Source organism: Bilophila sp. 4_1_30 (genome assembly GCF_000224655.1).
Classification (GTDB): Bacteria; Desulfobacterota; Desulfovibrionia; order Desulfovibrionales; family Desulfovibrionaceae; genus Bilophila; species Bilophila wadsworthia.
The window spans coordinates 386913-406286 of the sequence record NZ_JH114231.1; the positions used below are offsets into that span (position 1 = coordinate 386913).

General features: G+C 56.2%; 25 protein-coding genes. 10 read left to right on the forward strand and 15 right to left on the reverse strand.

What is annotated here, in order from left to right; translation table 11 throughout:
- The first annotated feature begins 121 nt into the window (after window positions 1-121).
- The 3 genes from hpf to HMPREF0178_RS01870 all read left to right on the forward strand — a co-directional run bounded on the left by hpf (window position 122) and on the right by HMPREF0178_RS01870 (window position 2408).
- Window positions 122-658, forward strand: a complete 537-nt coding sequence (gene hpf, locus HMPREF0178_RS01860) for a ribosome hibernation-promoting factor, HPF/YfiA family (protein ID WP_005026779.1) — start codon at window positions 122-124, stop codon at window positions 656-658.
- Window positions 659-744: 86 nt separating this feature from the next.
- Complete coding sequence (gene rapZ, locus HMPREF0178_RS01865) at window positions 745-1695, forward strand: RNase adapter RapZ (protein WP_009378571.1); 951 nt, start codon at window positions 745-747, stop codon at window positions 1693-1695.
- An 86-nt stretch (window positions 1696-1781) separates the two neighbouring features.
- The gene (locus tag HMPREF0178_RS01870; RefSeq protein ID WP_009378573.1) at window positions 1782-2408 is read left to right on the forward strand and encodes a LysE family translocator; all 627 of its coding nucleotides are present in this window, start codon (window positions 1782-1784) and stop codon (window positions 2406-2408) included.
- Window positions 2409-2452: 44 nt separating this feature from the next.
- Here the strand turns inward: HMPREF0178_RS01870 and HMPREF0178_RS01875 are convergent, their stop codons facing one another.
- Window positions 2453-3172: an amidohydrolase family protein gene (locus HMPREF0178_RS01875; protein WP_009378574.1), complete on the reverse strand. Its 720-nt coding sequence runs from the start codon at window positions 3170-3172 to the stop codon at window positions 2453-2455.
- A 195-nt stretch (window positions 3173-3367) separates the two neighbouring features.
- On the opposite strand from HMPREF0178_RS01875, the gene HMPREF0178_RS01880 reads away from it, so the two are divergent.
- Window positions 3368-3721: a hydrogenase maturation nickel metallochaperone HypA gene (locus HMPREF0178_RS01880; RefSeq protein ID WP_009378575.1), complete on the forward strand. Its 354-nt coding sequence runs from the start codon at window positions 3368-3370 to the stop codon at window positions 3719-3721.
- 11 nt (window positions 3722-3732) lie between these two features.
- Window positions 3733-4392, forward strand: coding sequence for a hydrogenase nickel incorporation protein HypB (hypB, locus tag HMPREF0178_RS01885; protein ID WP_009378576.1), 660 nt, complete (start codon window positions 3733-3735; stop codon window positions 4390-4392).
- Window positions 4393-4472: 80 nt separating this feature from the next.
- Here hypB and nadE read toward each other — a convergent pair whose 3' ends face one another.
- The 4 genes from nadE to uvrB are packed head-to-tail and all read right to left on the reverse strand — an operon-like array spanning window position 4473 to window position 10288.
- The gene (nadE, locus tag HMPREF0178_RS01890; protein WP_009378577.1) at window positions 4473-5315 is read right to left on the reverse strand and encodes an NAD(+) synthase; all 843 of its coding nucleotides are present in this window, start codon (window positions 5313-5315) and stop codon (window positions 4473-4475) included.
- The gene (gene dapB / locus HMPREF0178_RS01895) at window positions 5315-6106 is read right to left on the reverse strand and encodes a 4-hydroxy-tetrahydrodipicolinate reductase (protein WP_009378578.1); all 792 of its coding nucleotides are present in this window, start codon (window positions 6104-6106) and stop codon (window positions 5315-5317) included. The genes nadE and dapB overlap by 1 nt, the downstream gene beginning before the upstream one ends.
- Window positions 6103-8220, reverse strand: a complete 2118-nt coding sequence (gene ligA, locus HMPREF0178_RS01900) for an NAD-dependent DNA ligase LigA (RefSeq protein ID WP_009378579.1) — start codon at window positions 8218-8220, stop codon at window positions 6103-6105. The genes dapB and ligA overlap by 4 nt, the downstream gene beginning before the upstream one ends.
- Before the next feature lie 31 nt (window positions 8221-8251).
- Complete coding sequence (uvrB, locus tag HMPREF0178_RS01905) at window positions 8252-10288, reverse strand: excinuclease ABC subunit UvrB (RefSeq protein ID WP_039958466.1); 2037 nt, start codon at window positions 10286-10288, stop codon at window positions 8252-8254.
- Window positions 10289-10711: 423 nt separating this feature from the next.
- On the opposite strand from uvrB, the gene HMPREF0178_RS01910 reads away from it, so the two are divergent.
- A complete protein-coding gene (locus HMPREF0178_RS01910; RefSeq protein WP_009378581.1) occupies window positions 10712-11890 on the forward strand; it encodes a site-specific integrase in 1179 nt (392 codons plus the stop codon).
- On the opposite strand, the gene HMPREF0178_RS01915 is transcribed toward HMPREF0178_RS01910, so the two are convergent.
- The 10 genes from HMPREF0178_RS01915 to HMPREF0178_RS01950 form a co-directional block, all read right to left on the reverse strand.
- Window positions 11871-12203 (reverse strand): DNA-binding protein, encoded by a 333-nt coding sequence (locus HMPREF0178_RS01915; protein ID WP_009378582.1) that lies wholly within the window; start codon window positions 12201-12203, stop codon window positions 11871-11873. The two genes, HMPREF0178_RS01910 and HMPREF0178_RS01915, sit on opposite strands and share 20 nt — an antisense overlap.
- On the reverse strand, window positions 12200-12679 hold the full coding sequence (locus tag HMPREF0178_RS01920; RefSeq protein WP_157134861.1) for a hypothetical protein: 480 nt from the start codon (window positions 12677-12679) through the stop codon (window positions 12200-12202). Before HMPREF0178_RS01920 ends, HMPREF0178_RS01915 begins: the two co-directional genes overlap by 4 nt.
- 117 nt (window positions 12680-12796) lie before the next feature.
- The gene (locus HMPREF0178_RS20795; protein ID WP_009378585.1) at window positions 12797-13042 is read right to left on the reverse strand and encodes a hypothetical protein; all 246 of its coding nucleotides are present in this window, start codon (window positions 13040-13042) and stop codon (window positions 12797-12799) included.
- A complete protein-coding gene (locus HMPREF0178_RS21855) occupies window positions 13020-13175 on the reverse strand; it encodes a hypothetical protein (RefSeq protein ID WP_009378586.1) in 156 nt (51 codons plus the stop codon). The genes HMPREF0178_RS20795 and HMPREF0178_RS21855 overlap by 23 nt, the downstream gene beginning before the upstream one ends.
- A 67-nt stretch (window positions 13176-13242) precedes the next feature.
- A complete protein-coding gene (locus HMPREF0178_RS01925; RefSeq protein WP_009378587.1) occupies window positions 13243-13551 on the reverse strand; it encodes a helix-turn-helix domain-containing protein in 309 nt (102 codons plus the stop codon).
- Entirely contained in the window at window positions 13538-13798 is a 261-nt protein-coding gene (locus HMPREF0178_RS01930) for a hypothetical protein (RefSeq protein WP_009378588.1), read from the reverse strand. The genes HMPREF0178_RS01925 and HMPREF0178_RS01930 overlap by 14 nt, the downstream gene beginning before the upstream one ends.
- Window positions 13795-14166 carry a hypothetical protein gene (locus tag HMPREF0178_RS01935; RefSeq protein ID WP_009378589.1) on the reverse strand — a complete coding sequence of 124 codons (372 nt, stop codon included), beginning with the start codon at window positions 14164-14166 and terminating at the stop codon, window positions 13795-13797. Before HMPREF0178_RS01935 ends, HMPREF0178_RS01930 begins: the two co-directional genes overlap by 4 nt.
- Complete coding sequence (locus HMPREF0178_RS01940; protein WP_005026973.1) at window positions 14163-14318, reverse strand: hypothetical protein; 156 nt, start codon at window positions 14316-14318, stop codon at window positions 14163-14165. The genes HMPREF0178_RS01935 and HMPREF0178_RS01940 overlap by 4 nt, the downstream gene beginning before the upstream one ends.
- Window positions 14315-14485, reverse strand: a complete 171-nt coding sequence (locus HMPREF0178_RS21860; RefSeq protein ID WP_009378590.1) for a hypothetical protein — start codon at window positions 14483-14485, stop codon at window positions 14315-14317. Before HMPREF0178_RS21860 ends, HMPREF0178_RS01940 begins: the two co-directional genes overlap by 4 nt.
- 64 nt (window positions 14486-14549) lie before the next feature.
- Complete coding sequence (locus HMPREF0178_RS01950) at window positions 14550-15026, reverse strand: phage regulatory CII family protein (protein ID WP_009378591.1); 477 nt, start codon at window positions 15024-15026, stop codon at window positions 14550-14552.
- Window positions 15027-15430: 404 nt separating this feature from the next.
- On the opposite strand from HMPREF0178_RS01950, the gene HMPREF0178_RS01960 reads away from it, so the two are divergent.
- The 4 genes from HMPREF0178_RS01960 to HMPREF0178_RS21865 all read left to right on the forward strand — a co-directional run.
- Window positions 15431-15979 (forward strand): hypothetical protein, encoded by a 549-nt coding sequence (locus HMPREF0178_RS01960; protein ID WP_039958468.1) that lies wholly within the window; start codon window positions 15431-15433, stop codon window positions 15977-15979.
- Between the two features lie 33 nt (window positions 15980-16012).
- Complete coding sequence (locus tag HMPREF0178_RS01965; protein ID WP_039958470.1) at window positions 16013-16996, forward strand: DUF4875 domain-containing protein; 984 nt, start codon at window positions 16013-16015, stop codon at window positions 16994-16996.
- A 287-nt stretch (window positions 16997-17283) separates the two neighbouring features.
- Complete coding sequence (locus HMPREF0178_RS01970) at window positions 17284-19059, forward strand: DUF262 domain-containing protein (protein WP_009378594.1); 1776 nt, start codon at window positions 17284-17286, stop codon at window positions 19057-19059.
- 18 nt (window positions 19060-19077) lie between these two features.
- Window positions 19078-19374 (forward strand): hypothetical protein (locus HMPREF0178_RS21865; RefSeq protein WP_009378595.1); only part of this gene is annotated, 297 nt, incomplete at its 3' end.

Sequence of the window (19374 nt, forward strand, 5' to 3'; positions counted from 1 at the left end):
GAGAGCCCTTGACAGGACCCCTAAAAGGTTGTTGTAAAGAAGCCATGCCTGACAAAGCAATGTCCGTTGCGGATATCTCGGTATTCGCTGTGCGGACCGGTTATCAGCCAAAGGAGGCTTCATGCACATTTCCTTTACTTTCAAGAATTTCGAGCCGTCTGAACATTTGCGTAAGTATGCCCGCCGCCGTATGGAGAAGCTGGGAAGATTCTTCGGCAAGAACCCCGCTCTTGATGCGCAGGTGAATATGGCGGTCGATAAGTTCCGCCAGCGCGTGGAAGTTCAGCTTACCGGTGACGGCATCAACATCGCCGCCAGCGAAGTCTCGGAAGATATGTACGCCTCCATCGACCTCGTTCTTGATAAGCTGGAAGCTCAGGTCAAGAAGTTCGTTTCCCGTAACAAGGAAATCCATCGTAAGGGACGCGCTAACGATATCGATGTGTATACGTTTGAAGTGACGGAAGAAGATGGAGAACGAACGATTACCGGGCGAGACCATTTTTCTCCCAAGCCCATGAGCCCCGACGAGGCGGCCATGCAGCTTGATGCAAATGACTTTGAATTCCTCACGTTCCTGAATTCGGAAAATGATCGCATCAATGTCATCTATCGGCGTAAGAACGGTAACCTTGGACTGATAGATCCCATCTTCTAGGGCTTGTGCCGGTACACAAAGCGATTTCAACAAGCCCGTCCGGGGAGTCTCCACCGGACGGGCTTCCTGTTACTACGGAAAATACCATGACGGATCAGCCTCTCCTTCCTGAACATGCCGCGGAAAAGTCGACGGACTCCGCTTCTGAATCTCCAAAACCGAATGCGGATAAGCCGATTTTCATCATCACCGGCCTCTCCGGCGCGGGCAAAAGTACTGTGCTCCATGTCTTCGAGGACATGCGCCTGTTCACCGCGGACGGGGTGCCTCCGGAACTCATGCCCGAAATGGTGCGCCTTCTGCAGAGCTCCTCCGTTGAGCCGTCTCATGGCATAGCTCTCGGTTTCGATCAGCGGCGCAGCGAGTTCATGGGCGAACTTGATCAGGCGCTGCATCGGCTGTCCGGCATGGGATTCCGCACAAAGATCCTTTATCTGGAGGCGGATCCGTCCGTCATCATGCGGCGCTATGCCACAACCCGCCGTCCCCATCCGCTTGAACGGGAGGGTGTCGGTTTGGAACAAGCCGTACGCGAAGAAATGGAACGCCTTGCCCCCGTCCGGGAAATCGCCGATAAGGTCATCGACACATCTTCCTTTTCCATCCATGACTTGCGGCGGATCATTCAGCGCAAATGGAACAGTACCCACGAGCGGCTTCGTAGCATCAAGGTCAATCTCATTTCCTTCGGGTTCAAATACGGCGTCCCCCGCGAGGCGGATCTCGTCTTTGATCTCCGTTTTCTCCCCAATCCCTACTTCGTTGAAGAGCTGCGCCCACAGACGGGAAAAGAGAGCGCCATAGCCGAGTATGTTTTCAGTGAACCTTCGGGTAAAGAATTCAAAAAACGGCTTATTGATTTTTTATCTTTTCTTCTGCCCCTTTACGATGCTGAGGGGCGCTACCGCATCACAATCGCCTTAGGATGTACGGGGGGGAAACACCGTTCCGTGGCGATGACTGAGGCACTCATGCGGGCACTCAAGCGGCAAGACTATACTGTTTCCGTGGAGCATCGGCATATGGAGCTCGGCTGATCCGCTCGTTTGGGATTTGCTTTTTCCGCTTCGAGGCATTAGAGATACGGCCTGTCATACACATCAATGCCATAGGGAATGTGAACATGCTGCCTCTCGAAACCCTCGGAGCGTTTTTTGTTACCGCCATAGTGATGGGGCTGGCCCCCGGACCCGATAACATTTTTGTTTTAACCCAGTCCGCCCTGTATGGCTTTCGGGCCGGTATCGTGACCACGTTAGGGCTGATGACCGGGCTCTTCGGGCATACGGCAGCCGTTGCCCTCGGCGTTGCGGCACTGTTTCAAACATCCGAGACGGCCTTTACAGTCCTGAAATGTGCAGGGGCGGCCTACCTGCTGTATCTGGCATGGCTTTCTTTCCGTAGCGGTGCCTCCAGGGCATGGCTGGAGCAAAGTACCTTTCCCGGATACTGGGCCCTGTACCGGCGGGGTGTGGTCATGAACATTACCAATCCCAAGGTCACGCTTTTCTTTCTCGCCTTCCTCCCACAGTTTGCCAAGCCGGAACTCGGGAATGTCCCGCTTCAGATCGTCACCCTTGGCCTCCTCTTCCAGCTCGCTACGCTGGTCGTCTTCGGAGGTGTTTCATTCCTTGGCGGCAGGCTTGCCGAATGGTTCAACGCTTCCATCAGGGGGCAGATCATCCTCAATCGGATCACAGCCTGCATCTTCACCGCATTGGCGCTCCTGCTTATCTTCTCTTCCAGATGACAAAAAGCCCCGCCATGCGGGGCTTTTCTTCTTTGTAGCTCTGACTAGAGTGCTAAAAACCGCTTGATATTGCGGTAAAAAATATTCTCAAGAGCGCTCTCCGGCAATCCACAGACTTCCGTCCGCAGCATTTCCACCCGGTAATGATGGAACGGCGCGTCGCTCCCCCAGAAAACCCGTTCGCTGCCGACCGTATTGTAGGCCTCGCGGATTTTGGTGTGCATGGGCATACCCGACGTTTCGAGGTACACGTTGTCGTGTTTCTTGGAAAGATCAATGGCGGCCTGAATGTAGATGCCGTTTCCATGTCCCATGTGCACCATCACGATCCGTACTGTTGGAAAATCTTCCGCAAGCTGAATGATGCTGTGGGGAAGGGAAAAAGGTGGATGCCCCGAATGGATGAATACAGGCAAATCCATCTGTTGCGCAACTTCCATCAGAGGATGCACCACGGCGTCATTAGCGGTAAAGGCATTGAGAAGAGGATGCAGCTTAATCCCCTGAAAACCGTGCTCCCGGACTTCGCGGACGACCGTTTCGACAGCCTTGTCCCCTTCGTAGGGATTGGCCCACGTAATCCCCACAAAGCGATCGGGGAAACGTTTCACAGCCTGCTCCACCACCGTATTGTCCATATAGCTCACAACGGACTTTTCGATACCGTACCGATCCATCTCGGCGACCATCTGCTCGTCCGTATACCCTACGTCGGCCCACCCGCCGAAATAGCCCACATGCGAATGCGCGTCGATCTTTTGCATCATGCCCTCCTCAAAAGGATACCACCCGACGGCGTTTCATGTGACCTACGCCCGCCAGGAACAACGGTCAAGCAAGTCTCCCCTTCTCATCCGTCCAGCTGGACTCACCACTCTTTTTCGCCTACACTTCTTCCCTGTGCCTCTGTCCAAAAACTGCCGAGCCTTGTCCCGGGAATCAACCAGAGAAGTTCTGCCATGCACGAAATGTCTGTCGTTACAAGCCTGTTATCCATTGTCCGCGAAGAGATGGAAAAGCATGACGTCCATCGTCTGCTGCTGGTACGGGTACGATATGGAGCACTCTCCAACATCGTCCCGGAAGCCCTTTCCTTTGCCTTTGAGGCGCTTACGGCGGGAACCGACTTCGAAGGCGCTGTGCTGGAAACCGAAGAGGTTCCCATCACTCTCAAGTGTTCCCAATGCGGACATACTTTCCCGGCCGTCAAGGGAGAGCATTTCTTTGCGCCGTGTCCAGCCTGCGGCGAGCAATACGGGCATTCAATGGAAACGGGCCGCGAGCTGTACGTCCAGCATATCGAGGCGGAATAAAGGAGCTTATTGTGGAAATACCTGTTATTCGTAATGTTCTTGAAGCCAACGGAAAGCTGGCGGCAAGCCTGAAAGAGCAGTTCGCCAAACACGGCATCCTTGCCCTGAATCTCATAAGCTCTCCCGGTGCGGGCAAGACGTCTCTGCTGGAGCGTACGCTTACGGATCTGGCTTCCGAATTTCGCATGGCCGTCATTGAAGGCGACCTCCAGACGGACAACGACGCACGCCGCGTCGCCTCCACCGGAGCCAAGGCCGTGCAGATCAATACGGACGGCGGCTGCCACCTCGACAGCAACCTTGTCATGGAAGCTCTAGGTGCTTTCGATCTGAACGAGATCGATATCCTGTTCATCGAAAACGTAGGGAACCTCGTTTGCCCCGTCGAATTCGATTGCGGCGAAGACGCCAAGATCGCCCTGCTCAGCGTGACCGAAGGCGACGACAAGCCTGAAAAATACCCTCTCCTTTTCAACCGTGCCAGTGCGATGGTCCTCAACAAGATCGATCTCCTGCCCTATGTAGATTTCGATGTAGAGGTTGCCGCCCGCCATGCCCGCCACCTCAATGCGGATCTGGCCCTCTTTGAGGTTTCTTGCCGCACGGGCGAAGGGCTCGAAAAATGGTACTCTTGGCTGCGCCAAGCGGCGAAAGCCAAAAAGGGCGCTTGAGCATCCCGTTTTTGGGATCATAAGATCAAAAAAAGCCTCCCGGATTTCGAGAGGCTTTTTTTGCATCAACGATCTATGCGTTACATATGGACGTGCACGCCGAAGGCATGGTTACCGACAGGCAGCAGCGGGGGGAGTTGAAGGCGCTTGAAGGCACTCCTGCGCATAAGGGCTTGCACACGATTGACGTCTTCAGGCGTGACGCCGGGCAGATCAATATCCTCAGCCCGCTTCGATTCTTCAATCAACGCATGAAGGATCGAATCCAGCACATCGTACTCGGGCAAAGAATCCTGATCCTTCTGGCCCGGGCGCAACTCCGCCGACGGCGCCTTATCGAAGATGTTCTGAGGAATGGCGCACATCCCTTCGCGCTCATTGAACCATTGCGCGAGCTGGTACACTTCCGTCTTGTACAAGTCGGCAATGGGTGCCAGACCGCCGCAGGTATCCCCATACATCGTACAATACCCGGCGGCCACTTCGGACTTGTTCCCCGTAGCCAAAAGCATCCAGTGGAATTTGTTGGAAAACGACATCATGACCACGCCGCGGATGCGGGACTGGATGTTCTCTTCAGTGACATCCCGTTCCCTTCCGGCAAAGGCAGGGGCAAGCGCTTTTTCAAAGGCTTCCATCATCGGCGAAATCGGAACCGTGAACGTTTCCATCCCCAGATTGGCGGCCAGTACCTCGGAATCGGTAATGCTTCCCTCACTCGACCACGGGGACGGCATCATCACCCCGTGCACGTGATCCTTGCCCAGCGCGTCGACGGCAAGCGCCGCGACAAGTGCGGAATCCATGCCCCCGGAAAGGCCGAGAACGACATCCGTGAAACCGTTCTTCCGAACATAATCGCGGATACCGGAGGTCAGCAGTTCCCAGACCGATTTCCAATCCTTGGCAGGGATGCTCGACATTATTTCAACCTCGACTTCAAGATATCGCCCATGGCATATACCTTGCCGCTCGGCTGCCCTGGCAACCAGCTCGCGGCACGCAGCGCGCCCTGAGCGAAGTTTTCCCGCGAGTGCGCGTGGTGCGTCACCTCAATGCGCTCTCCGGGGCCCATGAAATAGACGGTATGCACGCCGACCACATCACCGCCGCGGATGGCCTGAACGCCGATTTCCTTCTTGGGGCGCTCTCCGATGATGCCTTCGCGGTGGTAGCAGGCAACATCCTTGAGGTCCCAATCCCTGGCCGAAGCCAAAGACTCGGCGAGGCGCAACGCCGTGCCGCTGGGGGAATCCTTCTTGCGGTTGTGATGCAGCTCGACCATTTCCAGGTCATAATCCGGGCCGAGCATCTGCACGAGTTCGGGCAACAGTTCCAAAAGGACATTGACACCGACGCTCATGTTCGGGGACCAAAACACCCGTCCGTTTTGGGCGATTGCATCCAGCTCCGCCTTTTGCTCCGGGGTGAAGCCCGTCGTCCCGATGACGATAGGGTTGCCGTTCTTGACGGCGCACCGGGCATTGGCAAGGCTCGCTTCCGGTGCCGTAAAATCGATCACGACGGCCCCCGGAACCTGCGGGTACACGACTTCGGGATCCGTTCCGGCGAGGCATCCCCAATGGGCCAGCGCGTCCAGCCTTTCCGGACGTTCCAGTACGGCCGCAAGCGTCATGCCCTGCTCTTTCGCAAGATTGGCAATGGTCGTACCCATGCGCCCGGAAGCGCCCATCACGATAATAGAAAGACTCATTTTCCCCACCCTCTTTCCTTATTCAAAATCCTGTGCGCGTTTTCGGAAGAAGACGCCGTCACCTCATTGTCCGCCTGCAACAGAGCCAGAAAGCCGGCTTCGTCTACGATGCGGATGCCTAATGCCTGGGCCTTTTCGCGTTTGGAACCCGGTTCATCCCCAACGACCAGCAGATTCAGCTTGCGGGAAACGCTGCCCACGATTTCCGCACCTGCGTTTTCCGCCATATGCTGCGCCTTTGAGCGGGGAATGGACAACGATCCGGTGAAGAGGATCTTCTGCCCGGCGAGCGGTCCCACAGGCACGGAGGCCACCGTCGCCTCCTGACGCACAGGCCACAGCCCAAGCTCCCGCAACCGCGCCAACAAAGCCACGTTGGGCTCATCGTCAAAAAACGCCTTGATGGAACTTGCCACTTCCGGGCCGATGTCTGGCAAATTCTGCAATTCTTCAGGGCTCGCCGCTCTCAGCACGTCCATGTCAGCGTACGTCGCCGCCAATGTTTTCGCCGTCTGCTCCCCCACATGCCGGATGCCGAGCGCGCAAAGAAGACGCTGCAACGTCGCTTCTTTTTTAGCGCGATCCAACGAATCCACAAACTTGGTGGCGAGTTTTACACCCATCCGTTCATAATGCAAGAGCTCGTCAACCCTGAGCGTAAAGAGATCGGCAGGCGTTTTGACCCGTCCCGAAGCGACAAGCAGTTCGATCCAGCGCTGGCCGAGCCCTTCGATGTCGAGTCCGGCCTTGGACACGAAATGCGCCAACGATTGCCGGATCATGGCGGGACAGGAAACATTCACGCATCGCCAAGCCACTTCCCCTTCCAGACGGGACGCGGCCTGACCGCAGGACGGGCATACATGGGGGAAAACGAAAGGCTGCGAATCCGGGGCACGTTCCGAAAGTACGGCCCGCACCACTTCGGGGATGACATCCCCGGCGCGCTGGACCACCACACGATCGCCTATTCTGACGTCCCGATTGCGGATTTCATCCTCATTGTGGAGGGTTGCCCGACTGACAAGCACACCGCCGACGTTCACCGGCTCCAATTCGGCCACCGGGGTCAGAACCCCCGTCCTCCCCACTTGAACGGTAATATCCAGCAACAGGGTTGTCGCCTGCTGCGCCGGAAACTTCCACGCAACGGCAAACCGTGGGGCCCGCGCCGTATAACCCAGCGCCTCTTGTGCCTCAAGGTCATTGAGCTTCATGACCACGCCGTCGATCTCGTACGCCAACGACTCCCGTTTTTCACTCAACGAAGCGTAATAAGCTTCCACTTCTTCGGAACCCCGGCAGAGGCGGCCTCCGGGCGGCGTCTCGAACCCAAAGTCACGTAGCCGTCCCATGACCTCCTCATACGTACTCCACGGCTGTACCCCACCGAACCGGACGTCCCCAAACCCATACGCCAAAAACCGCAACGGACGGGACGCGGTAACCGAGGTATCCAGCTGGCGTATGGAGCCGGCCGCGGCATTGCGCGGATTGGCAAATGTCTTGAGATTTTCCTTCCGCAGCCGCTCATTGAGCAAGGCGAAATCCCTTCTGCGGAAAATGACTTCCCCCCGCACTTCCAGACGCTCAGGGGCATCGCCGTGCAGCACTTTGGGCAAGTTGCGCACCGTCTGCATGGCCTCCGTCACGAGTTCGCCGACTTCGCCGTCTCCACGCGTCAGTGCTTCGACAAACCGCCCGTTCTCATACACAAGCTCAAGGGCGAGGCCGTCCATTTTCGGATCACACCAAAAAGCATGCTCAAGCCCTTCCTGGGCGTTGTCCAGGCGCTTGAGAAAGCCCTGCCACTCCTCCGCATCGAACACGTTGTCCAGGCTGTACATCCGCCGCGTATGGGCCTTGGTTTCCAGCGACGACAACACCTGTCCGCCGATCCTGTTCGTCGGAGAATCGGGCGATCTCCATTCGGGATGCCGCTCTTCCAGCCTCAGAAGTTCCTGAAAGGCGGCATTGTATTCGTCGTCGGTGATTTCCGGTGCATCCAGCGTATGATAGCGATGATTATGGTAAATCACGAACGCACGGAGCTCTTCCAGACGTTTTTTATCTGCATCCTCGACCAGAAGGGATTGCAGCGTCCCTTGATTCATGGCGTCATCCTTCGTTGCCCCGCTGCCGAGGCTAAGCAATCAAAAACTGTTCCCGAAGCTGCTTGATGCGATCCCGCAAGGCAGCCGCCTTCTCGAATTCCAGATCCCGGGCGGCATCGCGCATCTCGCGCTCAAACTGCTTCAAATACCGGGCCACGTTCTGGGCCGTGATGTCCGCGGATGCGGAAGCCGCCGCAGGCTGTTGAGCCTGTTTGCCCCGTCCCCGCTTTCCCTTTCCTTCACTTGAGGAGGTGTACAGGGAGTCAAAAGGCGTGGCAAGCGGCTTACTGATGGTCGTCGGCGTAATGCCGTGCGTTTCGTTCCAGTCCTGCTGCTTCGCGCGCCGACGGGCCGTTTCGCCCATAGCCGCACTCATGGACGCCGTCACCGTGTCCGCATACAGCAAAACCTTTCCGCCGGCATTACGTGCCGCCCGTCCGAACGTCTGGATAAGCGATCCGGTGGACCGCAAAAAACCTTCCTTATCCGCATCCAGGATAGTGACAAGGGAAACTTCGGGAATATCCAGGCCTTCGCGCAGCAAATTGATGCCCACCAGCACATCGAACTCACCCGCCCGCAGGGCTTTGATGATGGCCATGCGTTCCATCGTGTCGATGTCCGAATGCAGATAGCGGGCCGCGACGCCCATCGCATTCAGATATTCGGTCAAGTCCTCGGCCATGCGCTTGGTCAGCGTCGTGACCAGCACGCGCTCATGCTTTTCCACACGGGCCCGGCATTCCCCAAGCAGATCATCGATCTGCCCCTTTACGGGGCGGACCTCGACTTCGGGGTCAAGCAAGCCTGTCGGGCGGATGATCTGTTCCGCCACGATCCCCTGCGAACGCTCCAGTTCCCATTTGCCCGGCGTTGCCGAAACATAGACTACCTGGTTCAGCCGTTCCAAAAATTCATGAAATTCCAACGGCCTGTTATCCAAAGCGGACGGAAGCCGGAAGCCGAAATCCACCAGCGTCGTTTTCCGGGAACGGTCTCCCTTGAACATGCCGCCGACCTGCGGAATACTGATATGGGATTCGTCGGCGAACAGCACAAAGTCATCCGGAAAATAGTCGAGCAAGGTGGCTGGAGGATCTCCCTCCTTGCGGCCATCCAGATGCCGGGAATAGTTCTCGATGCCGGTGCAGTAGCCCAATTCCTGCATCATTTCCAAATCAAGCTGCGTGCGCTGCTCCAGGCGCTGCGCCTCAACCAGCTTGTTCTGGGACTGGAACAGGCGCAGCCGCTCCCCAAGCTCGTCCCGAACGTCGGACATGGCCCGTTCCAAGTTATCCCTGTCCGACACGTAATGGCTTGCCGGATAGATAACGGTTTTCCCGATATTCCCCAAGATTTCACCTGTCAGCGGGTCGATCTCCCGGACGGCTTCAATTTCGTCGCCGAAAAATTCCAGACGCAAGGCGCGTTCGTGCTCATACGCCGGAATCACTTCCAGCACGTCGCCGCGAACCCGGAACGTTCCCCGGTGAAAATCCATATCATTGCGTTGGTACTGAACATCCACAAGCTTGGTGATGATAGCGTCCATGCTGACACGCTGACCGACCTCGACCGGAATGATCAAACGTGCATAGTATTCCGGAGAGCCAAGGCCGTAGATACAGGACACGGACGCGACAATGATAACATCCCGGCGCGTCAGCAGGGCATGGGTAGCCGCGTGCCTGAGCTTGTCGATATCGTCATTGATGGCCGAGTCCTTTTCAATATACGTATCGGACGCGGGAACATAGGCTTCCGGCTGATAATAGTCGTAGTAGCTGACGAAATATTCAACGGCGTTTTTCGGAAACAACGCGCGGAATTCATTGTAAAGCTGTGCTGCCAGGGTCTTGTTCGGGGCAAGCACCAGCGCGGGCCGATTGACCTGAGCGATGACGTTGGCCACGGTGAAGGTCTTCCCCGATCCAGTAACACCAAGCAGGACCTGATCCCTGACGCCCGCTTCGATGTTGGAAGCGAGCTGCTCGATAGCCGCAGGCTGATCGCCTGTGGGGAGGTATTCGGTCCGCAGCTTGAAAAGTGGAGTTTCGGTTGTATTCATAGGTGTTAAATAAGCGTCTCTTCCCCCGCAGGCAAGAGGAATCATCGCTGGAGCTCACCTTACATGCCAGCTGCGGTTTTTCCCACTCTCAGTTATCCGAATCCACCGTGCCCTCCTCTTTTCGGTCATAACTGTTTGCGGGGTCAGTATTGTCGTCTTCCCTTGCATGGGATAAAACGAAAAAAGTCACTCACCAAAGGACCGTTTTTTCGAGCCTTCCCTCTCACCTTGTTCTGGAGCTACACGGATGCAAAAGGATTTTTTGCAAACATAGGATTGATTGCCTTTTTCTAGCTCTTTCTGCAATATACAACCTCTTGCAATCACAGCATTCCAATTTGTACAGGCTTTGTTGCGATATGCGCGTCTGGTTAGTTGTTCAGTTAGCATTTCTGATCTTGGGTTAGCAAAAGGTAAGCACAAATGGCCATCCGTGAGAAGACTAAGTACACCGGCGTATACGTCCGCACAAGCACAACGAGACGCTATCAGGGAAAGCCTGATGCCTGTTTCGAGTTTACCTACAAGGCCGATGGCAAGCTGATCTGGGAAAAAGTCGGCTGGAAGAGCGAGGGCTATACCGCTGTACTTGCCAGTGAACTCCGTGCTGAACGCATTCGCCAGTTTCGACATCCAGAGATGTTTCCGAACACAGCTAGAACTCCGATCCTCACGTACGGTCAGGCGTGGAAAATTTTCAGCGAAAAACGCCTCCCATTCTTGAAGAGCGGCAGTCAACGGATACTTAAATACCACTACGCCATGCATATCGAGCCCTTTTTTGCCAATACGCCTTTGCACAAAATCACGAGCCTTGAACTTGAAACCTTCAGGGCGACGCTGATGAAAACCACAACCATTCACCGCACTGACAGGGGGAAAAGCTATACTCTGGGGCGTACTCTTGCACCTTCTACCATCAAATCCATCTTGATGGACATGCTCAACGTATTCAGACGCATGATCGAATGGGGTATGTATTCGGGGCAGGTTCCCAAAATAAGCCAAATCCCGGTTGATAATGCGAGACAACGCTTTCTTACGCCTGTCGAAGCGGATCGCCTGCTCGGGGTACTCGAAATCCTTTCCTGCCGCGTGTATCGTGTTGCGGTCATTTCTCTGCACACAGGTATGCGTGTCGGTGAAATTCTGCGTATGCGCGGGCAAGACTTGGACTTTGAGCACCATCTGATCTACATCGACGGGAAAACGGGCAGGCGCGAGGCGTTCATGGACGAAACGGTTTCCAATCTGTTGCAGAGCATCGTCCCATCCCGAAATGGAGACTTCTTTTTTACGACAAACCAAGGTGCTGCGCCTCACCCCACTTCTCTGAGCAAGACCTTTACCAAGGCCGTAAACATCCTTGGCCTGAACGACGGCGTTACCGATCCCCGCTTCAAAGTGGTGATCCACACGCTTCGCCATACGTTCTGTTCGTGGCTGGCCAGCCAGAATGTCCCCCTTTACACCATCGGCAAGCTGGTGGGACATGCAAACCTGCGCTCGACGCAACGGTACGCTAAACTCACCGACGACGCCAAATGGGATGCCTTGAAGCTCATTGAAAAAACAGCCAAGTCTATTCATCATACGTCCTGACCTTTCTGGCTTCCATGTACTTGTCCAAATCTCGGCGGGCATACAGCACTTTGGCTCCGTCCTTAATGAATATCGGGCCTTTCCCTTCGCTGCGCTTACGTTGCAAGGTTGCTACAGGGGTACTGCAATAAATCGCGGCGGCCTTCTCGTCCATGTACTCGCAGTATGGGACGGACGCCAGCCGGATGAACGGCTCCAGTTCCGTCCGTAAGGCCCGGATGATGTCCCCGCCGACTCCGGGAGGCAACCCGTCATCCGGGATCATTGCGCGGCGGATAGCCGCTACGAGTTCTTCGGCCTGGTTCCGGCTCATGAATCCTCCATGCGTCCGATGAGCGCCGGGACGCGCACGGCTGTCTTGATGATGTCCTCGGCGGTGCGCCCGTCCTCGAACTTCTCGCCGGGGCTGATGCCTTGGATGCGGGGCTTCGAGAGCCCGAACCCCATCATGACCCGGCGCACGTCCGCCCTGCCCCTCCCGACGACGAGAAACCGCTCGTTGACGAGGTAAAGCGACGGCTTGCGGCCTTCGGGCTTCGGGCCGATGACGGCATCGCTCAAGCGCACGATGCCCTCGATGGCGTCTTCCTCATAGTCGGCTTCACCTTCGGGGATGATCTCGCCATAGAGCGCTTCCACCCTCTCCTCCAGGTCGCGCATCCCGTCCAGCAGCTCCGGCCGCACGGCGCGGGCCACGGCCTCGCCCCTCGCGTCGCAGATCACCGAGCGGATCACGTCCCCGACATGGCCGAGGTGGGCGGGACGGCCCGGAGGCCATATCCCCGCCACCTCGCCCGTCAGCGCGGCGTGCAGCGTTCGGCCATGCCCGCGTGCCGATAGCCCCTCTTGCAGATGGGGCAGCAGTACGCCCCTGCGGGCTTCTTTTCCTTGCGAAACAGCTTCATCTCAACAATCCGGGTTTGCGTAGTACATGGGCATGGACGCCCTTTCGGTCTGGACGGGCCTTGCGCCTCGCGGAGCCTTCGGGCACCGCCCGCCGCGAAAACAGCTTTCCCGCGTCCCGCAATGGCGGGCCAGCATCCGGCAACACATCCTCGCGCAGTCCACCAGTTCGGAGGCATGGGACTCAAGCCATGCCTCCGGGGATTCGGACGGCGAGACGGAGGGGCTATCCTTCCTGTCCCGACTCATGGCGGCATTCCCTCGCCATCCGGAGAAGGCGGCGCTTGCGGGCCACCTCCTGCCGGATGAACAGGCCGACGAAGCCGACGCCCATGACCGTCCCGGCAAGCCAGTGGCGGTACTCAATGAGCAGGTCGATCATTCCCCTTTCTCCTCCTTGCCCTCAGCGAGAGCCCGGATTTCCTCGGCGATACATTCCGTCGCGCTCATCAGCCCCGCCCGGATGCGCTGCTCCAGCTCCGGCCCTGCCAGACGAGCCAGCAGCAGCGTGGGCGCGCTCGGAGGCAACGAGGCCGGAACAAGAATTTGGAACCTCCGCCCGTCAGAATCCACGTAGGGTTCACGCCTTCGCGGGTCAAAAGGGTCAGCAGCCATGCTGCGGGGACGGCCACGCGCCGCTTGGCGTCGGAGATGGAACTCTGGCGGATACCGAGATACGCGGAAAGCTCCGTCTGCGTCTTCATGCCGCAGACCTCGCAGATGCGGGCGTAGGCCGCGTCGAACTCATGCCGCTCCATCGTGTGCTCCCTGCTTCACCTTGTTTTGTTTCTCAATTTTTTCGACAAGATCCATCGCTCCCTGAATGAGCACCTTTCCCGTTGCCTCAGGATGGAGATCCCCATCGCCGAAAGCGTAAAGACATGCATTGTCGCTATCGTCAAAACCGAACAAGACGGCTCCAAATCCCTTGTTATACCGAGTATTGGATAATGCCAGCTTCGCAGCGAAAAGGCCTTTTTTAACCTGTTGATCAACGACACTCATGCTTCCTCCTCTCCGGTTCCGGTGACTTCAACGAAAATGGCCTTTTTCTGACGGATGAAGGACTCCGGGATGAAATCCTCATGGCAGACGGCGCATCTCGGACAGCGCCAGCTGATCTTGATGACGCGCTGGCCTTCCTTCTCAGCCCACTGATACAAATCAGAGTGTCCGCTCAGAGTGGCCTCCGACTTGGAGAGGAAACGCTCCAGCTTCACCAATACCCCGGCCTCAATCAGCGAGGGGAGCCTCTCGCCATATTCATAGGGAGACATACGTGTCGTCGGACAGGCTGCCTTCATCAAAAGGGTCTTGCCGGGCCAGTCCTTTTTGTACTTCGGGATGGCGCATTCACGAATTTTCAGGCTCATACGTCCTCCAACTCGTCTTCCCGGACGACGATTTCGAGGCCGGAAGTAAGTTCCACGCAATACCCGTCGCCTTCGTAGCCGATGATCGTCACCCACGAGTAACCGCGATAGGGAGTCACGAGGCGGGCGCTGTCTCCGATAACGTACCTCATGCCGCAGCCCTCCCCATGAGATCCTTCATGCGTCCCCCATGCGGGAAAAGAGCCCTGAGCAGCGACAGCAACGCCGCAAGCTCACCCTTCGTCGCGCAGCGCAGGACAATACCGTTGCCGCGATTGACAAGCCTTGCCTTACCCGTGTAGATTTCTTGTCTATCCATTTGAGTTCCCCTCATTCTGGATGTTTGCCCTCGGCGTTGTTCCTGCAACTCCGGGGGCGTTCTTTTACGCCCTGCCCCGATCCCGAGCCTCCGCTTCGTCGATCTGGAACAGCAGGGCCAAAATGTCGCCCACGGCCCTGTAGCCGAGCCGGGCGAGTTCCCTTCTTTCCTCGCTGGTGATGATGTTGTCCTCCAGCGCCTTCGCCGTGCCGACCATCATGTCCCCGAACGACTTCACCGAGGCCATACACTGGCCATGTACCGGATGCGCGGCGTCCGACACCGGGAGGAAGTCGACGTACACCCCGCCAAGGGCGCGGGCCATCTCGTGCAGCGGCTCCGTGGAGCCCGCCAGCCGCATGAGCGGTATCAACAGATTCACGTCGAACTTGTGCGTGTCCCGCAGGGGCGAAAGCTCGGACATCAGCGTGTTGTACGGACGCCCGAGCCGATAGGCGATCTGTTCCGCCGACAGCCCGGACGGGGCGTGCTTGGCAAGCCGCTGGCAGACTGCCCCGATGTTCGGAGTGTCTTCTTTCATGCCAAACTCTCCTTTCCGTTTGCGTGATTCCGGCGGGATGCCGGGTTAAACTCAAATCAGGCACACACTGCCGGGTGCGGGTTCAGAACTGGAATCTTCCGGGAGGGGCCACGCTTCTTATCCTCAGCGCGGGGCAAGAGTTCCGGGGGGATTCCAAGCAGGACAAGCTGGCGGTGCCAACGTGTCGGGATAGTTTCGCAAAGTACGAGATACCTGCGAGTCAGAGTCATGCTCACCCCAAGCTGTTCAGCGACATAACGGATAGTCACATTATGTTCGTCCATCCAAGCCTTTAAGGACGCGACCCGATCTACCATTGTAGTCATACTCACTTCCTGATAGTTTGGTGTTGGTGTTTGGTGTTGGTATTAAGTTTTCTTGTTTTATATTCAAAAAAATTGAATATGTCAATCTGTTTTCAATTTTTTTGGTTTTTTAAAAATATGAAATTATTTGAAAGAATTAGATACATTTCTACTACGCAAGGCATCCCTCTATACAGAATAGCTGAATATTTGGGGGAATCTCCATCTAAGTTTAATCAGTGGCTCAATGAAAAGAGCCAAAAAAATATATGGGAACATCTTCCTAAAATTATTGAACTTTTTCCAAATATTCGACGTGAATGGCTTTACATGGGTGATGAACCTATGCTCAAGGACGGCTCTACCAGTAGCGAGCCTTCTCATATCGCGGCTGCACCCGAACAGCGGCTAGCCACAGAAGACCAAATGATCCAGCTTGAACGCGAAAATGCACAACTTAGAGAACTTCTTGAGGCCAAAAACGAACTCCTAGCCTCTAAAGACAAAATCATCGCGTTGCATGAAGAAAACAAACGCTTGGCCGGGTCAGTGAGCGCCGTGGTGACGCCCACCGAGACTCGCCGGGACAATCCTCAACATGCCACCTCGGACAGATCTGCGAGTGGTGCTACCGACTGTGGTGTGTAGGGCCGTATCAATGAGGGGGAAAAGATGATTCGAATGATGGCATTGTTGATGGCCCTGTTCATCAGCGTTCCCGCGTTTGCAAAAAACTGGGACGAGGGGGGGACTCTGCGTGATGAGACGGTCATCGGCTGGGCCATGAGCACAGATGCAAACATGCTCGCCTCGTCTGCCGACTACATCAAGGCCAGTACCGACGCCAGCACCTTGACCGCGTTGAAGAAAGGAGAGCTCAGGCGCGCTTCGGAAGAGGTGGCGGCTTGCATGAAAGAGTTCGCCGAGTCAGCTCAAAAACCGGTTACACGAGAAAATTCGACGCCCTACGTTTTGGCCTGTATGGAAAAGGCCAAGAAAAAGCATCCGTGGATGCAGCTCAACCCTCTTGCCAGTGTTCAGGAGGCTCCTCAGCCTTCCGGTGAAAAATGGGATATTTCGCGGGCGACGCCAGTTCCCTATGTCGTATACAGTTCGGGCTGGGATCAGAAAAAGACCATCAACAGGCTTAAACTCTTTATCCGCATTACCCCGGCTGCGCGGGACAAGGACGGGACGCTCATCTTGGCCTCGGTTTCCTCTGCATCACGAGAACAACTCGCGGCCACCGCCATCGCCGCGGCAAAGTATTACGCCAAGGATACTGGCGCGACCTCGATCAGCGTTGTGCTGGACTCCCTTCCGGATGTCGATGGCGCAGCCTGCCAGCTTGCGGTTGCGGATTACGTACCCGACGGCAAGGGCATTTCAGGCAAAGAAAACTGGACATGGAATGGAGTGCGGGCTGCCGAAACGCCCTTTTCCGATCAGGAACTTGAGATGCAGCAGCTCTGGGGCGAGATGCGCAAAGATTTTCAGACATCTGCGGGTGAGACGGATGAGGCCGCTCTCTCAAGGGCCATCGGCAAGCGCATGGGAATTCCCACTTCGAAAGTGACTCTCCCCTACCGCATGTTGGAAGACGTCCCGCAGGAACTCATAGATGTGGTGAAACCCGCGCCCGGCCTGACACCGCCCAACCAGTAAAACAAGGCTCTCAGATCAAAACATCCGGGGGCTTTCTTCCTTTCCGCTTCTGCCGCCACTTCCACGGCGGGGTCCGGTTCTTTCGGGACCACAGGCCCCGCCGCGCTTCTTTGGCGTCCTGCTCCAGCTTCTTCCAGCCGTTGCGGGACGTCCAAAATCTCCTTCCAGTTTGGGTATCCTTTCCTACAGACTCCATAAGGTTGTTGAGGCTATAACAACTTTCTGATAATACAATGCCGAGAATTTCATGCAGAGGACCAATCATATTTCACGAAACCGGAGCCGCCATGTCCTTCCGCACCGCCGAACCCAACTTGAAAGACGTCCTTGCCGACATCCACAGCGGAATCATCCAGCTTCCCGACTTCCAGCGCGAGTGGGTGTGGGATGACCGACATATCCTCGAACTGATTGCCAGCGTCTCACTCTCCTTCCCCATCGGTGCCGTCATGTTCCTAGAGGCCGGAGGCGTCCCGTTCCAAACGCGCTTGTTTGAAGGAGTCGAGCTGTCCCCCGCGCCTGCCCCCAAAAAACTCGTTCTCGACGGGCAACAACGCCTCACATCCATGTATCTCGCTCTGTACAGCGGCAAACCCGTTAAAACAAAAACGGACAAGGATGATGTGGTTCACCGCGTCTACTTTTTGGATATGAAGAAATGCCTTGATCCCCGCGCAGATCGGGAAGAAGCCATTCTCTCTCTTCCGGACACGTTCAAAATTCTCAGCGATTTTGGGCGTAAAATCGACTTGGATCTTTCCACCCTTGAGCAGCAGTACGAAAAGAAGATGTTTCCCGCATCGATCATTTTCGACCCTGTGAAATCAAAAGAATGGCGGAAGGGATACCGCAGGTACCACGGCGAGCAGGAAGACTCCTTCCTGATGGATTTTGAAGACGACGTGCTGAGTTCTTTTCAGCAGTTCAAGGTGCCTGCCATAGAACTGGGAATCGACACCACTCGTGAAGCCGTTTGCAAGGTCTTTGAAAAAGTCAACACAGGTGGCGTCACCCTGACGGTATTCGAACTCGTGACGGCAACCTTTGCCGCCAGCCATTTCAACTTGCCGGAAGACTGGAAGGCACGCTCAGAACGGATGCGCGAACGACATAGCCTTTTGAAAGTGGCTGACGGCACGGCGTTCCTCACAGCGCTCACATTGTACGCGAGTTTCCGGAAAGCCCAGTCCGAGTCCTCCGCAGTTACCTGCAAACGTAAGGATGTCCTCGAGTTGGTCGTCGCCGATTACCAGAGACTTGCGGACGAGATGGAGTATGGCTTTAAAAAAGCCGCCCAACTTCTTGCCGAAGAAAAAATCTTTGATCCCCGCTTCCTTCCCTACGCGACTCAGCTCATCCCCTTGTCCTGCATTTGCGCGGCGCTCTCGAACCAGATCGATAACGCCTCCATCAAGGAAAAAGTCCTCCGCTGGTACTGGTGCGGGGTTTTCGGGGAATTGTACGGCGGTGCCAATGAAACGCGGTTCAGTCAAGACCTTCCCGATGTCGTAGACTGGGTGAACGGCGGAGACACTCCCCGCACCGTCAAAGACGCCAGCTTCGCGCCTCGCCGTTTGCTCTCGTTACAGACCCGTATTTCCGCAGCTTACAAGGGGCTGTCCATTTTGCTGATGCAGCGCGGCGGCAAAGATTTTATTTCCGCTACGCCCATAGCCATCAACGCCTACTTCGTGACGCCGGTTGATATTCATCACGTTTTTCCCAAAGCATGGTGTACGGCAAAGAATCTCCCGCGCGAAAAATGGAATAGTGTCATCAATAAAACACCTCTTTCTACCACAACCAATCAATACCTCAGTGGTGACGCGCCAAGCCTCTACCTGAAGCGTATTGAAGAAAAAAAGGGAGTCCCGGCGGAAACGCTGGACGCCTGCCTCCGCTCCCATGCCATCCCGGTCGAAGAGCTTCGTCAAAACGCCTTTGACGATTTCATCCGGCAACGGGCCATCCTGTTGCTCGACATGATTGAAGCGGCGACGGGTAAGGCCGTCTCTGGGCGTGATAGCGACGAAACTGTGATGGCGTTCGGGGCCGCACTCTAATTTACACAGGTGAGATTGATGCGTTTTCTTGCACTCTGCCTTGCTATCGTGCTCCTTGTTGCCCTGTCACCTATACGGGCACAGAGCGCATCAGACACCACGGAAGCCGTCCGGGAGGCCATAAGCGACCTTCTGGACGACTTCGACGGATTCAAGGACTCAGAGATATTCCGGCGGTGCGTCTATGGGGGCGGCAGCGAGAATCCGGGCAAGGAATGGCGCGACAGGATCAAAACGCTCCAGCGGCAGGCCATGCGGCGTGAGGACATCCCGACCCGACTCAAAGATGCCATTGGCGAACTGTGGCAGATGGGC

Excerpts from the sequence above, each read along its gene's own strand:
- hpf (WP_005026779.1), top strand. The coding sequence starts at position 122 with ATGCACATTTCCTTTACTTTCAAGAATTTCGAGCCGTCTGAACATTTG.
- rapZ (WP_009378571.1), top strand. The coding sequence starts at position 745 with ATGACGGATCAGCCTCTCCTTCCTGAACATGCCGCGGAAAAGTCGACG.
- HMPREF0178_RS01870 (WP_009378573.1), top strand. The coding sequence starts at position 1,782 with ATGCTGCCTCTCGAAACCCTCGGAGCGTTTTTTGTTACCGCCATAGTG.
- HMPREF0178_RS01875 (WP_009378574.1), bottom strand. The coding sequence starts at position 3,172 with ATGCAAAAGATCGACGCGCATTCGCATGTGGGCTATTTCGGCGGGTGG.
- HMPREF0178_RS01880 (WP_009378575.1), top strand. The coding sequence starts at position 3,368 with ATGCACGAAATGTCTGTCGTTACAAGCCTGTTATCCATTGTCCGCGAA.
- nadE (WP_009378577.1), bottom strand. The coding sequence starts at position 5,315 with ATGTCGAGCATCCCTGCCAAGGATTGGAAATCGGTCTGGGAACTGCTG.
- dapB (WP_009378578.1), bottom strand. The coding sequence starts at position 6,106 with ATGAGTCTTTCTATTATCGTGATGGGCGCTTCCGGGCGCATGGGTACG.
- ligA (WP_009378579.1), bottom strand. The coding sequence starts at position 8,220 with ATGAATCAAGGGACGCTGCAATCCCTTCTGGTCGAGGATGCAGATAAA.
- uvrB (WP_039958466.1), bottom strand. The coding sequence starts at position 10,288 with ATGAATACAACCGAAACTCCACTTTTCAAGCTGCGGACCGAATACCTC.
- HMPREF0178_RS01910 (WP_009378581.1), top strand. The coding sequence starts at position 10,712 with ATGGCCATCCGTGAGAAGACTAAGTACACCGGCGTATACGTCCGCACA.
- HMPREF0178_RS01915 (WP_009378582.1), bottom strand. The coding sequence starts at position 12,203 with ATGAGCCGGAACCAGGCCGAAGAACTCGTAGCGGCTATCCGCCGCGCA.
- HMPREF0178_RS20795 (WP_009378585.1), bottom strand. The coding sequence starts at position 13,042 with ATGAGTCGGGACAGGAAGGATAGCCCCTCCGTCTCGCCGTCCGAATCC.
- HMPREF0178_RS21855 (WP_009378586.1), bottom strand. The coding sequence starts at position 13,175 with ATGATCGACCTGCTCATTGAGTACCGCCACTGGCTTGCCGGGACGGTC.
- HMPREF0178_RS01925 (WP_009378587.1), bottom strand. The coding sequence starts at position 13,551 with ATGGAGCGGCATGAGTTCGACGCGGCCTACGCCCGCATCTGCGAGGTC.
- HMPREF0178_RS01930 (WP_009378588.1), bottom strand. The coding sequence starts at position 13,798 with ATGAGTGTCGTTGATCAACAGGTTAAAAAAGGCCTTTTCGCTGCGAAG.
- HMPREF0178_RS01935 (WP_009378589.1), bottom strand. The coding sequence starts at position 14,166 with ATGAGCCTGAAAATTCGTGAATGCGCCATCCCGAAGTACAAAAAGGAC.
- HMPREF0178_RS01940 (WP_005026973.1), bottom strand. The coding sequence starts at position 14,318 with ATGAGGTACGTTATCGGAGACAGCGCCCGCCTCGTGACTCCCTATCGC.
- HMPREF0178_RS21860 (WP_009378590.1), bottom strand. The coding sequence starts at position 14,485 with ATGGATAGACAAGAAATCTACACGGGTAAGGCAAGGCTTGTCAATCGC.
- HMPREF0178_RS01950 (WP_009378591.1), bottom strand. The coding sequence starts at position 15,026 with ATGAAAGAAGACACTCCGAACATCGGGGCAGTCTGCCAGCGGCTTGCC.
- HMPREF0178_RS01960 (WP_039958468.1), top strand. The coding sequence starts at position 15,431 with ATGTCAATCTGTTTTCAATTTTTTTGGTTTTTTAAAAATATGAAATTA.
- HMPREF0178_RS01965 (WP_039958470.1), top strand. The coding sequence starts at position 16,013 with ATGATGGCATTGTTGATGGCCCTGTTCATCAGCGTTCCCGCGTTTGCA.
- HMPREF0178_RS01970 (WP_009378594.1), top strand. The coding sequence starts at position 17,284 with ATGTCCTTCCGCACCGCCGAACCCAACTTGAAAGACGTCCTTGCCGAC.